Raw genomic sequence first — 14,471 nt, 5'->3', positions numbered from 1 at the left:
CGGGCCGGCACCCACCCCACCCGCGCGGCCCCGGGCCGCGCACCGCCGGCCCGCGGGCCGACCATCGGAGAAAGCAGGTTGCACGTGTCGCAGGAGTCGCAGGAGCCCACGCCGGGCGCCGAGGACGAGCTCGCGGACGCCATCGCGTCGGTCGAGTCGGTCGAGGCGACCGCGGGTGACGAGGTCGACGGCACGGACGTCGAGGCGACCGAGCTCGACGACGTGACCGGCGACGACGAGGTCGACGCCGACGGGTCCGACGTCCAGGAGTCCGACGCCGAGCCCGACGAGTCGGACGACGACGAGGACGACGAGGACGAGGACCCGGTCGAGGCGTTCAAGACCGCGCTGCGCCGTCAGCCCGGCGACTGGTACGTCATCCACTCGTACGCGGGCTACGAGAACCGCGTGAAGACGAACCTCGAGTCGCGCACGCAGAGCCTCAACATGGAGGACTACATCTTCCAGGTCGAGGTGCCGATGGAAGAGGTCGTCGAGATCAAGAACGCGCAGCGCAAGGTCGTCAAGCGCGTGCGGATCCCCGGCTACGTCCTCGTGCGCATGGACCTCACCGACGAGTCGTGGGGCGCGGTGCGCCACACGCCCGGCGTCACCGGCTTCGTCGGCCACACGCACCAGCCGGTGCCGCTCACGCTCGACGAGGTCTTCTCGATGCTCGCGCCCGTGATCGAGGCGAAGACGCCGGCGCAGACCGCCACCAAGGCGGCCGCCAAGCCCATCGAGGTCGACTTCACGGTCGGCGAGTCCGTCACCGTCACCGACGGCGGCCCGTTCGACACGCTGCCCGCGACGATCTCCGAGATCAACGCCGAGAGCCAGAAGCTCAAGGTCCTCGTCTCGCTCTTCGGCCGGGAGACCCCGGTCGAGCTGTCCTTCAGCCAGGTCTCGAAGATCTGACCTGCTGACCGCCCCGCGCCGCGGGGCCCTGCAACCGGGTCATCGCCCACGGCGTCGGCCCACGAGGAAGAGAGGGAGGCATCATGCCCCCGAAGAAGAAGGTCACCGGCCTCATCAAGCTCCAGATCAACGCCGGTGCGGCCACCCCCGCGCCGCCGATCGGCCCCGCGCTCGGTCAGCACGGCGTCAACATCATGGAGTTCTGCAAGGCGTACAACGCGGCGACCGAGTCGCAGCGCGGCAACGTCATCCCCGTCGAGATCACGGTGTACGAGGACCGCTCGTTCACCTTCATCACGAAGACGCCGCCGGCCGCCGAGCTCATCAAGAAGGCTGCGGGCGTCGCCAAGGGCTCGCCCACGCCGCACACCACCAAGGTCGCGAGCCTCACCCGCGAGCAGGTCCGTGACATCGCGTCGACCAAGCTCGAGGACCTCAACGCGAACGACCTGGCCGCCGCCGAGAAGATCATCGCCGGCACCGCGCGTTCCATGGGGATCACGGTCCAGGACTGAGACCCCGAGGGGCGGCACCCGCCGGGTGCCGCCCAGCACCACCCCTGTGGCAGGGCCCGTGTGCGGCCCGTTCGACCACGACTGCTGAGAAGGAGACAGGCAGATGCCCAAGCACAGCAAGGCGTACCGCGCCGCCGTCGAGAAGATCGAGGCCGGCCGGATCTACTCGCCGCTCGAGGCCGTGCGCCTCGCCCAGGAGACGTCGACCACGAAGTACGACGCGACCGTCGAGGTCGCGTTCCGCCTCGGCGTCGACCCCCGCAAGGCCGACCAGATGGTCCGCGGCACGGTCAACCTGCCGCACGGCACCGGCAAGACCGCGCGCGTCATCGTGTTCGCCAACGGCGAGCGTGCCGAGCAGGCCCGCGCCGCCGGCGCCGACGAGGTCGGCGGCGACGAGCTCATCGCGAAGGTCGCCGACGGCTGGACGGACTTCGACGCCGCGGTCGCGACGCCGGACCTCATGGGCAAGGTCGGTCGACTCGGCAAGGTCCTGGGCCCGCGTGGTCTCATGCCGAACCCGAAGACCGGCACCGTGACGATGGACGTCGCCAAGGCCGTCGCCGACATCAAGGGCGGCAAGATCGAGTTCCGCGTGGACCGTCACGCGAACCTGCACTTCATCATCGGCAAGACGTCGTTCTCCGACGTCCAGCTGGTGGAGAACTACGCCGCGGCGCTCGAGGAGATCCTGCGTCTGAAGCCCGCGTCGTCGAAGGGTCGCTACATCAGCAAGGCGACCATCTCGACGACGAACGGCCCCGGCATCGCGCTGGACCAGAGCAAGACGCGCAACCTCACGGAGGAGGACGCCGCCTGACGGCTGCCCCCCCTGCGACGACGGCCCGGCACCCCACGAGGGTGCCGGGCCGTCGTGCGTCCCGGGCCGTGGTCCGGGAGGGGCGGATGCCCCGGGTCGGCGTGCGGTGCGGTCCCCCCTGCGGACCGCACCGCGCGGGTACGGAGCACCCCGACGGGCCTCACGACGTCCGCGTCACCACGGCAGCCACTCGGTGACGCACACGCCGTCCGCGCTCTCGCAGACCAGACGGACGGGGCCGGTCGGTGGCGCGTCGAGCCGGAAGTAGCCGACCTCGTCGGTCGTGACCGCGCCGACGTCACCGTCCGGCGTGCGCAGGACGACCCGCCCCTGCCGTGCGGGGATCAGCTGTCCCTCGACCCCCGCCTCGCCGACCTCGACCTCGACGGCCACGCCGTCGCCCTCGAACACGAGCGTCCGTGAGGGCTGACCGCTGCGGTCCCGGACGCCCGCCGTGCGCGCGGACGTGCGGGAGTCGTGCACGAGGGTGAGCAGCAGCAGCTCGGTGTCGAGCTCCTCGCGCAGCGCGAGCATGCCGCGGTGCGCGCGCAGCGCCGTGGCGCCCGCGTGCTCGACCCGACGGCGGACGTCGTCCTCCGCGAGCGCCTGAGCGAGCTCGTCCGCGAGGACGTCGTCGTCGTGCCAGCGCCGCGCCGACCCCGGGGGCCTCACGTCATCCGAGCGCCAGGGCATCGTGGCCTCCTTCGTGCAGCGCGGCTCCGACCGCGAGGTAGCGGCGGATCGCGTCGGTCCGACGCAGGCGCGCGAGCGCGCGCTGACGCGTCGGGCCGATCGACCCGACCGGGACGCCGAGCCGTGCCGAGATCTCCTGGTAGCTCGGCGCCGGGTCGGTGGACAGCAGGAGCAGCAGGTCACGCTGGTGGGCGGGCAGCTCGTCGAGGGCGGCCCGCAGCGCCGCGCGCCGCTCGTCGCGCAGCAGCTCGCCGTCGACGTCGGCGTCGGCGGGCACGTCGAGGCGGCCGGTCGCCGGGTCGACGGGCACCGAGCGCCGTGCCTGGTTCGCGGTGCGGATGCACTCGTGACGCGTGGCCGTCGCGATCCACCCGGGCAGGGCCTCGGGCTCGCGCAGCGAGCCCAGGTGCTCGAGCAGGTTGAGCCACACGGTCTGCGCGACGTCCTCCGCCTGCTGCGGCGTGAGCCGGAACTGCCGGACGCGCGCGAGCACGAGGCCGGTGTGGCGGCGCACGATCTCCGACCACGACGCCTCGTCACCCGTCAGGGCGCCGGTGACGAGCTGGGAGGTCGTGCGCTCGTGGTACGGACCGCCCAGCTGCTCACGGCTGCTCACAGCACGCCTCCCTCGCCCGTCCGGTCGCTCCCGCAGGCCATCATGGCGTGCCGGCAGGCACGTGCCCAGCACGTCAGGCACCTCGGTGGCGCGCGTCCGGCGCACCGGGCGTCGACGGCCCGGTGCACCGGGTGGCCCGTGGGTCGCGGGGCGTGGGTCGTGGCACGGGCGCTCCTCGGTCCGGGCGCCGGGCGGTGGCCGGCGCGTCCGCCTGGTGAGAGACCGGCGGGGGGCGCCGTGATACCTCGGCGGGCCGGCCGGGTCGCGGGTGGGCGTCACAGCCCGTCCAGCACGTGCAGCGCGCGGCCGTAGTCGGGGAGCGGACGCCCGGTCGCGCGCAGCCGGGCGTAGGCGCGTCGCGCACCCACGCCGTGCTCGAGCATGAGGTTCGCGACGGCGCCGGCGACCTGCGGCGCGGCGAACGACGTGCCGGACCACCACGCGAACGCGTCGGCCGGGAAGTCGTCGGGGTCGGCGGTGAACTCGTACGACTCGCGACCCTCGACGAACGGCGCGCGGATGCCCTCGGCGACGGCCGAGCAGTCCACCCAGAACCCGTGGCTCGACCACGGCGCGGGTCGGCCGTCGGGCGTCAGGCCGGCGACGGCCACGACCTGACGGAACGCGGCGGGCCACACCGGTCGGGCGGTGCCCGCGTTGCCCGCCGCGGCGACGACGAGGATCTCGCGGCCCGTCTCGTCCTCGATCTGGTCGATCGCGTCGAGCGCGGCCTCGACCGCCAGCGACGGCTGGTCGAACCGGGTGCTCGAGCCGAGCGAGAGGTTGATGACGTCGGCGCCCTGCCGGGCCGCGCGCACCATGGCGGTCGCCACGTCCACCTCGCTGCCCACCCCGCCGCCGAGCAGCGCGCGGTGGACCGTGAGCCGTGCGCGCGGCGCGACCCGGGCGACCACACCGGCGACGAACGTGCCGTGGCCGGCGCACAGGTCGAGGTAGCCGTCGTCGGGCTCGACGTCGAGCGGGTCGACGTTGCGGTCGCGCCCCCGCCGGTGGCGGGGCACGGACGCGAGCCAGCCGTCGCCGCGCACGCGCGCGTCGATCCCGGTGTCGACGACGGCGACGTGCGGCGCGTCGTCGGCCGGCTGCTGGGTCACGGGGGGCAGGGGCTCCGCGAGCGCCGGCCCGCCGAGGTTCTTCATGACGGGGTCGCACGGCAGCACCTGGTTCTGCGAGGCGGCGAAACCCCGCAGGCGCAGCTCGGCGACGGTGTCGTCCAGGTCGTCGAGCGACACGTCGTCGGCGCGCAGCAGGACGACGTGCTCGGCGATGCCGTCGAGGTCGACGCGCGCCCGTCGCAGCCCCCGCGCCTCGAGGTAGGCCCGGGCGCCGCGGTCGGACCACGTCGCGGCGGTGACGACGAGCTCGCCCTCGACCGCCAGGACGTGCGGCGCGCCGTCGCCGACGGTCCCGATGCGCTGGTCGGTGCGCGCGCGGTAGCGCCGCGAGATCGACCGCGCGGCCTGGCGTCGCAGCGCCGGGTCCTGCGCGGTGCGGACCAGCTCGGTGACCTGGCGGCGGACCTTCGTCCGCGCGGCGGACCGCTCGTGGTCGCCCTGCGGCTGACCGGTAGCGTCGGACGTGCTCATCGTCGGGCTCCTTCGGGGGCGTGGTGCCTGGGGTGGAGGGTCATGACGGGGACGTCGCACCAGCCCGACGCGCCCACGCACCAGGAGGGCCCGGACGCGCTCCTGATACGTGCGCGGGCGCTCGCGGAGCGGGCGGCCGCGGACCCGCGCCCGGTCGAGGCGGAGGCGCGGGCCCTGGCCGACCACGCGCGGGGCGTCGGTGCGCACGCCGCGCACGCGGTCGCGCTGCGCGCGCTGGCCGCGGTCCACCGCGTGCGGTGGGAGCACGCCGAGGCGGCACGGCTGCTGGGCAGGGCGCTGCGCCTGGGGTCGAGGCACGGCGACGCGCTGGTGGACGCCGAGGTGCTCGGAGCCCGTGCGGCGGTCCGGCACGGGCAGGGGCGGGTGCTGGGCGCCGCGCGCGACGTCGACGCGGCGCTCGCGGCCCTCGGGCGCGCGCACCGGGCGTCCGTGGCCGAGCGGGAGGGGCTGCGCGCGTACCTCGAGCTGCAGCGTGCGGCGCTCGACCACAACGCCGGCCGGCTGCGGGACGCTGAGACGCGGTACCGCCGGGTCCTGGCCTCGGGTCGCGCGTCGCAGGACGTGACGGTGCGCGTCGCGAACAACCTCGCGCTGGTCCTGGCGGCCCGGGGCCGTCACGCCGAGGCGCTGACGTGGTCGGCGCGTGCCGTCGAGGTCGCGGCGGACCTGGGCCCGGTGCCGCACGCGGTCACGCGTCAGACGCACGCGTGGATCGCGGTGCACCAGGGCCGGCTCGCCGACGGCCTCGCGGAGCTCGCGCAGGTCGCCGACGCCTACCGGCGCGCGGGCGTGCCGCTCGGCGAGCACCACGTGGAGGTGGCCGACGCGATGGCCGACCTGCGCCTGCTGCCCGAGGCCGTCGCCGCAGCCCAGGCCGCCGCCGACGAGCACGCGCGGTCGGGGACCTGGCTGATGTGGGTGGAGGCGCAGACGCGGCTCGCGCACCTGCACCTCGCCGGTGGTGACGCGGCACGGGCGCGCACGGCGGCCGCGGCCGTGCTGGCCCGCAGCCGCAGCCAGCGTCGAGACGCGTGGCTCGCGCGCGCCCGCGTCCTGGACTCGCGTGCGCGTGCCGCGCTCGGCGAGGACGTGTCGTCGGACGCGTCCGCGCTCCGGCGGGCGGCGAGCGGGCTGCAGCGCCACGGCGACCTGGTCGCGGCCGTCGACGCGCACCTGGCGGCGGGGCGCGCCGCGCTGACGGGACCGCGGCCGGACCGGGCGTACGACGACCTGGCGACCGCGGCGCGCCTGGCCGTGCGGGGGCCGCTGCTGCTGCGCGTGCGGGGACGGGTCGCCTCCGCCACCGCGGCGCTCGTGCGGGCCGACGACGCGCGCGCGCTCCGCGAGGCGCGCGCGGGCCTGCGGGACCTCGCGTCGCACCGGTCGTCGCTGCCGACCATGGAGCTGCGGGCGCTCGCGTCGGGGCACGGCGGCGAGCTGGGGGAGATCGGCCTGCGCGTCCTGCTGCGCACCGCGGGGCCGTCCCGCGTGCTGCGGTGGATGGAGCGCACGCGCGCGGCGGCGCTCGCGGCGCGGCTGCCCGTGGTGCCGCCGGGCGACGAGGCGCCGCGCGTGCCGCCGGGTGACGACGAGCCCGGCCCGGCGGTGGGGAGCGGTGCGGCGGGCGGCCGTGAGGTCGCCGCCCCGTCCGGCGGGCAGGAGCGGGCGCTGCACGTCGTCGCGCGGGGCGTGGTTCGTGCGGCGGCGCCACCGGCACCTGTCGGCCCCGACGCGCCGACCACCCTGCCGGAGGACCTCACGACGCTCCCGGTCCCGTCCGGTGCGGCGCTGCGGTCGGCCCTGGACGGCCGCGTGCTGGTCGAGCTCGGGACGTGCGACGGCCGGTACGTCGCGGTCGTGGTGGACCGGCGCGGCGCGCGCGTCGTCCCGCTGGCGGCGACGGCCGACGTCGCGGCGGCGCTGCGGCCCCTGGTGTTCGCGCTGCGGCGGCTCGCCGACCCGCGGTCGGCCGCGGCGGGCACGGCGGCCCGCGCGAGCGCGGAGCTGTCCTTGCGCCGCCTGCGGGCGCTGCTGCTCGAGCCGCTCGACGTCGGGGGCGCCGAGCTCGTCGTGGTCCCCGTCGGAGACCTGCACCAGGTCCCGTGGGCGGCGCTGCACGACGCGCCGCTCGCGCTCGCGCCGTCGGCCACCGTGTGGTGGGCCACCGCGGCGGCGGGCGCCGCGCCGCCGCCGGGGCCGGTGGTCCTCGTGGCCGGTCCCGACCTGCGGGGTGCGCAGGACGAGGTCGACGCGCTCGCACGGCTGCACGACGCGCCGCACGTGCTGGGCGCGGCCGGCAGCACGGCGGCGGCCGTGCTGCCGGCCGTCCGCGGCGCGGGCCTGGCGCACCTCGCGTGCCACGGCGTGCCGCGGGGCGACAACCCCATGTACTCCGCGCTCGTGCTCGCCGACCGGGCGGTGACGGTGCAGGAGCTGCACGCGGCGGGGGTCGCGCCCCGGCGGCTGGTCCTGGCCTCGTGCCACGCGGGTGCCGACGTCGCGTACGACGGCGACGAGGTGCTGGGCTTCGTGTCGGCGATGCTCGCACGCGGCACGCGGGGGGTCGTGGCCTCGATCGCGGCGGTGCCGGACGTCGAGGTGGTCGACCTCATGGTGGGGCTGCACCGCGGACTGGCGCGCGGCGAGACGATGGCGCGTGCGCTGCACGCGGCGCGGGCGGAGGTCGACCGCACGTCCCCGGCGGGCTTCGTCAACTGGTGCACGTTCGGGGCGCACGGGGCCGCGTGAGGACGAGCGCGGTCGCGCGGCGCGAGCCCGCCGGCCACGGCGCACCTCCCCGACGTCCGCCCGTGGCGCGATTTGGCGCCACAGGCGGTCTGCCGTAGTCTCGTGGGGCCCAAGACCGCCGGTCGTCGGTCCGCTCGTCGGACAGGCCGAAGCTCCGCGAGAACGCGGGGGCCAGCGCAGGCGAGAGTTCACCGCACGGCACGTCCGCACGTCCGAGCCTCACGGCTCGAGTGCGTCCCGCCCTGCTCCGAGCCCCGCGCCTGCGCGGGGCTCTCTGTCGTTCTGGGGGTGCGACGCAGACGCCCGGTGGCACCACCATCGGAAGGATTGCCATGGCGAGGCCGGACAAGGCTGCCGCTGTCGCGGAGCTCGCGGAGCGCTTCCGCGGCGCGAACGCGGCCGTGCTGACCGAGTACCGCGGGCTCACCGTCGCGCAGCTCAAGACGCTGCGCAAGGCGCTCGGCGGCAACGCGCAGTACGCCGTGGTGAAGAACACGCTGACCGCGATCGCGGCCAAGGAAGCCGGCCTCGAGGGCCTCGACGACGCGCTCGCGGGCCCGTCGGCGATCGCCTTCGTCACCGGTGACCCGGTCGAGGCGGCCAAGGGACTGCGTGACTTCGCCAAGGCGAACCCCGCACTGGTCATCAAGGCGGGTGTGCTCGACGGGCGCCCGCTGACCGCTGCGGACATCACCAAGCTCGCGGACCTCGAGTCCCGCGAGGTGCTGCTGGCCAAGGCGGCCGGCGCGATGAAGGCCAAGCTCTACCAGGCCGCGTACCTGTTCACGGCTCCTGCCTCGCAGGCCGTGCGCACCGTCGAGGCCCTGCGTGCCAAGCAGGAGTCCGACGCCGCAGCCTGAGCCCGACGCTCCGGCCGCACGCTCTCGTAGCAAGCCCAGCACCCCCCGCCGCCGACGACCGGACGGCGGGTCCGAACGGAAGGAAGCGCCACCATGGCGAAGCTCACCACCGACGAGCTCATCGACGCGTTCAAGGAGCTCACGCTCATCGAGCTCTCGGAGTTCGTGAAGGCGTTCGAGGAGACCTTCGAGGTCACCGCTGCCGCTCCGGCCGCCGTCGCGGTCGCCGCCCCCGCCGCCGGTGGCGGCGCGGACGCCCCGGCCGAGGAGGAGAAGGACTCGTTCGACGTCATCCTCGAGGCCGCCGGTGACAAGAAGATCCAGGTCATCAAGGAGGTGCGCACGCTCACGTCCCTCGGCCTGAAGGAGGCCAAGGACCTCGTGGACGGCGCGCCGAAGCCGGTCCTGGAGGGCGTCAACAAGGAGACCGCCGACAAGGCGAAGGCTGCCCTCGAGGGCGCCGGCGCGACCGTCGGCCTCAAGTGATCCGACCCGGTCGGGGCGCTTGACGCCCTCACCGGTCGAGCACGGCACGAAGCCCGGCCCCCTCGTGGGGGCCGGGCTTCGTGCTGTCCGCGGCGACCGCGTCCCGGGCGGTGGTGCGGTGGTGCGTGCCGGGGGAGCGGACGCGTCAGCCGTGGTGGCCGTGCGTCCCGGGGTCGAGCAGCAGGCCGTGGCTGCCGTGGGGCACCGCGTGCGCGCCCGCCTCGGTGGCCGCCAGTCCGTGCACCGTCGCGGCGGACGCGAGCAGCGCGCCGACGGTCAGGACGCCGAGCCGTGCCCACGGCCCGGGCGTCGTGCGGTCCGCGCGCCCCACCGGGGTGCGCGCCGCGACGCCCAGCAGGACGGCCCCGCCCAGGGTCAGCGCGCCCGCCGTGACGGCCGCGGTGCCGACGAGGCCCCAGCTGGGTGCCGAGAGCAGCACGGCCGCCCCCGTGGCCGTGGCCGCCCCTGCGGCGGCGCGAGCGGCCCGGCCGGGTCCCCGCAACGTGGCGACCGACCCCACGGCGGTGGCCGCGGCGAGCAGCAGCAGCGCCGTGGCGAGCAGCACGTGGCTCGCGAGGTGGGGGACCGCGACGGCCACGGTCACGAGAGCGCCGCCGCCGACCGCGAGGGCGCCCCACGAGCGCGCGCCGAACGACGTCCCGCCCTCGTCCGGCCACGCGGCCCGCGCGGATGCGCCGCGCGGACCGGACGGCGCCGGGGGCGCGGCCGCCGCGGCGCGGCCCGCGGTGGTCGTCACGCCGTCGCGGTGCGGGCGGCGGGCGCCTTGTCCGCACCGAGCCCGACCGCGAGCAGCAGGACCGCGCTGGCCAGGTGAAGGACGTTGTCGGCGCCGTTGAGGGCCAGGATGTTCGCGCCCGAGCCGATGAGGAACAGGCCGAGGACGCCGACCAGCAGGTAGACCGCACCGATCGTCGTGGTGGTCGCGCGGGCGCCGGCGACCGAGCGCGACGCCAGGAGCAGCGCGAGGCCGATCCCCAGGTGGACGACGTTGTGCAGCGGGTTGACGTCGAAGACGACGAGCGCGTTGCCCTGCTGGCCCGCGAAGGGCAGGCCGCCCGTGACGAGGAAGCCGGCGAGGCCGACGAGCAGGTAGACGGCGCCGAAGACGGTGGCGACGAGCCGGTTCGGGGACGAGGTCATGGCGGGGCCCTTCTGTCGCGGGCGGGTGCCCGGGCCGGCGTGCGCCGGGAGGGTGCGCGGTGCGGCTCCCTCGACGGTGGTTCGGAGCCGTCCGCCCGTCGGATGGCCCGCGACACCGGGGCAGCCGCGCCTCGACCGGTCGCGCAGCCCGGCGCGCGCCGGCCCGGCTACCGTGCGCGGGCGGCGTGTGCCACCATGTTGACCGACGGGTTCGTCGTCGACGACGACCGCGAGGGAGCGGTCGTCGGACGGGGTTTACTTCGCGTGCCTGCGCGGGTATGCTGTCGCTTTGCGCTGGCCTGTGCCCGCGACCTCAGATATCCCGACCACGGTGACGACGTACGTGCGCGTCGCACCGGGCGTCGTGGCGGGGGGTCGCGCATCGCCTGGCCGCGCAGCGTGCCACGATCCGCAGGGAAGGACCCCTCTTGGCTGCCTCGCGCATCCCTTCTGCACCGTCCGCCGACGCCATCGCGAACCGCACCGCATCTCGTCGTGTCTCCTTCGCCAAGATCCACGAGCCGCTCGAGGTCCCCGACCTGCTCGGCCTGCAGACCGAGAGCTTCGACTGGCTGCTCGGCAACGAGCGGTGGCAGGCCCGAGTGGCCGCCGCGCTCGAGCTCGGTCGCAACGACGTGCCGGAGACCGCGGGCCTCGAGGAGATCTTCGAGGAGATCTCGCCGATCGAGGACTTCGGCGGCACCATGTCGCTCTCCTTCCGCGAGCACCGCTTCGAGCCGCCGAAGTACACGGCCGAGGAGTGCAAGGAGAAGGACTTCACCTTCGCCGCGCCGCTGTTCGTGACGGCCGAGTTCGTCAACTACACGACCGGCGAGATCAAGTCGCAGACCGTGTTCATGGGTGACTTCCCCCTCATGACCGAGCGCGGCACGTTCATCATCAACGGCACCGAGCGCGTCGTCGTCTCGCAGCTCGTGCGCTCGCCCGGCGTCTACTTCGAGCGCGTCGCCGACAAGACGTCCGACAAGGACGTCCTCACGGCCAAGGTCATCCCGAGCCGCGGCGCGTGGCTCGAGTTCGAGATCGACAAGCGCGACAACGTCGGCGTCCGCGTCGACCGCAAGCGCAAGCAGAACGCCACCGTGCTGCTCAAGGCGCTCGGCATGACCGAGGGCGAGATCCGCGAGGAGTTCGCGGACTACCCGGCCGTCATCGACACGCTCGAGAAGGACAGCGTCCAGACGCAGGACGAGGCGCTGCTCGACCTCTACCGCAAGATCCGCCCGGGCGAGCCGCCGACCGTCGAGGCCGGCCGCGCGCTGCTCGAGAACTTCTACTTCAACCCCAAGCGCTACGACCTGGCGAAGGTCGGCCGCTACAAGCTGAACAAGAAGCTCGGCCAGGACGCGCCGCTGTCGGACTCGGTCCTGACGCTCTCCGACGTCGTCGCGACGATCAAGTACCTCGCCGCGCTCCACATCGACCGCCCGTCGCTGCCCGGCACGCGCGGCGGCGAGGCGATCGAGATCCGCGTCGAGCCCGACGACATCGACCACTTCGGCAACCGTCGCATCCGTGCGGTCGGCGAGCTCATCCAGAACCAGGTCCGCACGGGCCTGTCGCGGATGGAGCGCGTCGTGCGCGAGCGCATGACGACCCAGGACGTCGAGGCGATCACGCCGCAGACGCTGATCAACATCCGCCCCGTCGTGGCCTCCATCAAGGAGTTCTTCGGGACGAGCCAGCTGTCGCAGTTCATGGACCAGAACAACCCGCTCGCGGGCCTGACGCACAAGCGGCGTCTGTCGGCCCTCGGCCCGGGTGGTCTGTCCCGCGACCGCGCCGGCATGGAGGTCCGTGACGTCCACACCTCGCACTACGGCCGCATGTGCCCGATCGAGACCCCCGAGGGCCCGAACATCGGTCTCATCGGCTCGCTCGCGACGTACGGGCGCATCAACCCGTTCGGCTTCGTCGAGACCCCCTACCGTCGCGTCGTCGACGGGAAGGTCACCGACGAGGTGGACTACCTCACCGCGGACGACGAGGACCGGCACATCATCGCGCAGGCCAACGCGCCGCTGCACGGCGACGGCTCGTTCGTCGAGGACGCCGTCCTCGTCCGCACCAAGGGCGGCGAGCCGGACCTCGTGCCCGGCGCCACCGTCGACTACATGGACGTCTCGCCGCGCCAGATGGTGTCGGTCGCGACCGCGCTGATCCCGTTCCTCGAGCACGACGACGCCAACCGCGCCCTCATGGGCGCGAACATGCAGCGCCAGGCCGTGCCGCTCGTGCGGTCCGAGGCGCCGCTGGTCGGCACCGGCATGGAGCGCCGCGCCGCGGTCGACGCCGGTGACGTCATCGTCGCGACCAAGGCCGGTGTCGTCACCGAGGTGTCGGCCGACCTGGTCACCGTCGCCAACGACGACGCGACCACCTCGACCTACCGCGTGGCGAAGTTCCGCCGCTCGAACCAGGGCACGAGCTACAACCAGCGCGTGCTGGTGGACCAGGGCGCGCGCGTCGAGCCCGGCTCGGTGCTCGCCGACGGCCCGGCCACGGACGAGGGCGAGCTCGCGCTCGGCCGCAACCTGCTGGTCGCGTTCATGTCGTGGGAGGGCCACAACTACGAGGACGCGATCATCCTGTCGCAGCGCCTCGTGCAGGACGACGTGCTGTCCTCGATCCACATCGAGGAGCACGAGGTCGACGCGCGCGACACCAAGCTCGGCCCCGAGGAGATCACGCGGGACATCCCGAACGTCTCCGAGGAGGTCCTGGCGGACCTCGACGAGCGCGGCATCATCCGCATCGGCGCCGAGGTCGCGGCGGGCGACATCCTCGTCGGCAAGGTCACGCCCAAGGGCGAGACCGAGCTGACCCCCGAGGAGCGCCTGCTCCGCGCGATCTTCGGCGAGAAGGCGCGCGAGGTGCGCGACACGTCGCTCAAGGTGCCCCACGGCGAGTCCGGCACGGTCATCGAGGTGCGCACGTTCAGCCGCGACGACGGCGACGAGCTGCCCGCCGGCGTCAACGAGCTGGTCCGCGTGTACATCGCGCAGCGCCGCAAGATCACCGCGGGCGACAAGCTCGCCGGCCGTCACGGCAACAAGGGCGTCATCTCGACGATCCTGCCGCAGGAGGACATGCCGTTCCTCGAGGACGGCACGCCGGTCGACATCATCCTCAACCCGATGGGCGTCCCCGGGCGCATGAACGTCGGCCAGGTGCTGGAGGTCCACCTCGGGTGGATCGCCAAGCAGGGCTGGGACATCCAGCTCGCCGAGGGCGACGTGCAGTGGCGGGACGGCGTGCCCGAGGTGGCGCACCGCTCCGAGCCCGGCAACCCCGTCGCGACCCCCGTCTTCGACGGCGTGCCCGAGGGGACCCTCACGGGTCTGCTGTCCTCGACGCTGCCGAACCGGGACGGCGAGCGCATGGTCAAGGGTGACGGCAAGGCGCGGCTCTTCGACGGCCGCTCCGGCGAGCCGTTCCCCGAGCCCGTGTCGGTCGGCTACATGTACATCCTCAAGCTCCACCACCTCGTGGACGACAAGATCCACGCCCGGTCGACCGGCCCCTACTCGATGATCACGCAGCAGCCGCTGGGTGGTAAGGCGCAGTTCGGTGGCCAGCGGTTCGGCGAGATGGAGGTGTGGGCCCTGGAGGCGTACGGCGCCGCCTACACGCTGCAGGAGCTGCTCACCATCAAGTCGGACGACGTCCCGGGCCGCGTCAAGGTCTACGAGGCGATCGTCAAGGGCGAGAACATCCCGGACTCCGGCATCCCGGAGTCGTTCAAGGTCCTGCTCAAGGAGATGCAGTCGCTCTGCCTGAACGTCGAGGTGCTGTCGTCCGACGGCGTGTCCATCGACATGAAGGAGAACGACGACGAGGTCTACCGCGCGGCGGAAGAGCTCGGCATCGACCTGTCGCGGCGTCCGAACGCCAGCAGCATCGAGGAGATCTGAGGCCGAGCCCCGGCCCGGTACCGCACCCCGCGCACGCGGGGCAGCGGGTCCGGGCCGGGCGCCGACACCCCTGTTGCAGATTCGCCGGTGA

Annotated in this window: 12 protein-coding genes; 7 read left to right on the top strand and 5 right to left on the bottom strand. The window is 74.3% G+C overall.

Annotated features, from left to right (window positions below):
* Positions 1-84: 84 nt before the first annotated feature.
* The 3 genes from nusG (at position 85) to rplA (ending at position 2,253) form a co-directional block, all read left to right on the top strand.
* Entirely contained in the window at positions 85-918 is an 834-nt protein-coding gene (nusG, locus tag ATM99_RS12350; RefSeq protein WP_062103198.1) for a transcription termination/antitermination protein NusG, read from the top strand.
* An 83-nt stretch (positions 919-1,001) separates the two neighbouring features.
* Positions 1,002-1,433 carry a 50S ribosomal protein L11 gene (gene rplK, locus ATM99_RS12345; protein WP_062103197.1) on the top strand — a complete coding sequence of 144 codons (432 nt, stop codon included), beginning with the start codon at positions 1,002-1,004 and terminating at the stop codon, positions 1,431-1,433.
* A 103-nt stretch (positions 1,434-1,536) separates the two neighbouring features.
* Positions 1,537-2,253 carry a 50S ribosomal protein L1 gene (gene rplA, locus ATM99_RS12340; RefSeq protein WP_062103196.1) on the top strand — a complete coding sequence of 239 codons (717 nt, stop codon included), beginning with the start codon at positions 1,537-1,539 and terminating at the stop codon, positions 2,251-2,253.
* A 174-nt stretch (positions 2,254-2,427) separates the two neighbouring features.
* On the opposite strand, the gene ATM99_RS12335 is transcribed toward rplA, so the two are convergent.
* The 3 genes from ATM99_RS12335 to ATM99_RS12325 form a co-directional block, all read right to left on the bottom strand.
* Positions 2,428-2,946: a hypothetical protein gene (locus tag ATM99_RS12335; protein ID WP_062103195.1), complete on the bottom strand. Its 519-nt coding sequence runs from the start codon at positions 2,944-2,946 to the stop codon at positions 2,428-2,430.
* Positions 2,927-3,562, bottom strand: a complete 636-nt coding sequence (locus ATM99_RS12330; protein WP_062103194.1) for an RNA polymerase sigma factor — start codon at positions 3,560-3,562, stop codon at positions 2,927-2,929. The genes ATM99_RS12335 and ATM99_RS12330 overlap by 20 nt, the downstream gene beginning before the upstream one ends.
* A 275-nt stretch (positions 3,563-3,837) precedes the next feature.
* Positions 3,838-5,169, bottom strand: coding sequence for a S8/S53 family peptidase (locus ATM99_RS12325; RefSeq protein ID WP_062103193.1), 1,332 nt, complete (start codon positions 5,167-5,169; stop codon positions 3,838-3,840).
* A 42-nt stretch (positions 5,170-5,211) separates the two neighbouring features.
* On the opposite strand from ATM99_RS12325, the gene ATM99_RS12320 reads away from it, so the two are divergent.
* From ATM99_RS12320 to rplL, 3 genes are all read left to right on the top strand, one after another.
* Positions 5,212-7,938: a CHAT domain-containing tetratricopeptide repeat protein gene (locus ATM99_RS12320; protein ID WP_062103192.1), complete on the top strand. Its 2,727-nt coding sequence runs from the start codon at positions 5,212-5,214 to the stop codon at positions 7,936-7,938.
* A gap of 332 nt (positions 7,939-8,270) precedes the next feature.
* Entirely contained in the window at positions 8,271-8,798 is a 528-nt protein-coding gene (rplJ, locus tag ATM99_RS12315) for a 50S ribosomal protein L10 (protein ID WP_046529003.1), read from the top strand.
* A gap of 93 nt (positions 8,799-8,891) precedes the next feature.
* A complete protein-coding gene (rplL, locus tag ATM99_RS12310; RefSeq protein ID WP_046529002.1) occupies positions 8,892-9,284 on the top strand; it encodes a 50S ribosomal protein L7/L12 in 393 nt (130 codons plus the stop codon).
* Between the two features lie 145 nt (positions 9,285-9,429).
* On the opposite strand, the gene ATM99_RS12305 is transcribed toward rplL, so the two are convergent.
* Positions 9,430-10,041, bottom strand: coding sequence for a hypothetical protein (locus ATM99_RS12305; protein ID WP_062103191.1), 612 nt, complete (start codon positions 10,039-10,041; stop codon positions 9,430-9,432).
* Positions 10,038-10,445, bottom strand: coding sequence for a DUF4383 domain-containing protein (locus ATM99_RS12300; protein WP_062103190.1), 408 nt, complete (start codon positions 10,443-10,445; stop codon positions 10,038-10,040). The genes ATM99_RS12305 and ATM99_RS12300 overlap by 4 nt, the downstream gene beginning before the upstream one ends.
* A gap of 428 nt (positions 10,446-10,873) precedes the next feature.
* On the opposite strand from ATM99_RS12300, the gene rpoB reads away from it, so the two are divergent.
* Positions 10,874-14,380 (top strand): DNA-directed RNA polymerase subunit beta, encoded by a 3,507-nt coding sequence (gene rpoB / locus ATM99_RS12295; RefSeq protein WP_062103189.1) that lies wholly within the window; start codon positions 10,874-10,876, stop codon positions 14,378-14,380.
* The last annotated feature ends 91 nt before the right edge of the window (positions 14,381-14,471 follow it).

Origin of the sequence: Cellulomonas sp. B6 (assembly GCF_001462455.1) — a bacterium.
GTDB lineage: Bacteria > Actinomycetota > Actinomycetes > Actinomycetales > Cellulomonadaceae > Cellulomonas.
Note: the sequence above shows the minus strand (reverse complement) of the source record. Positions and strands in the feature narration are given on the sequence as shown.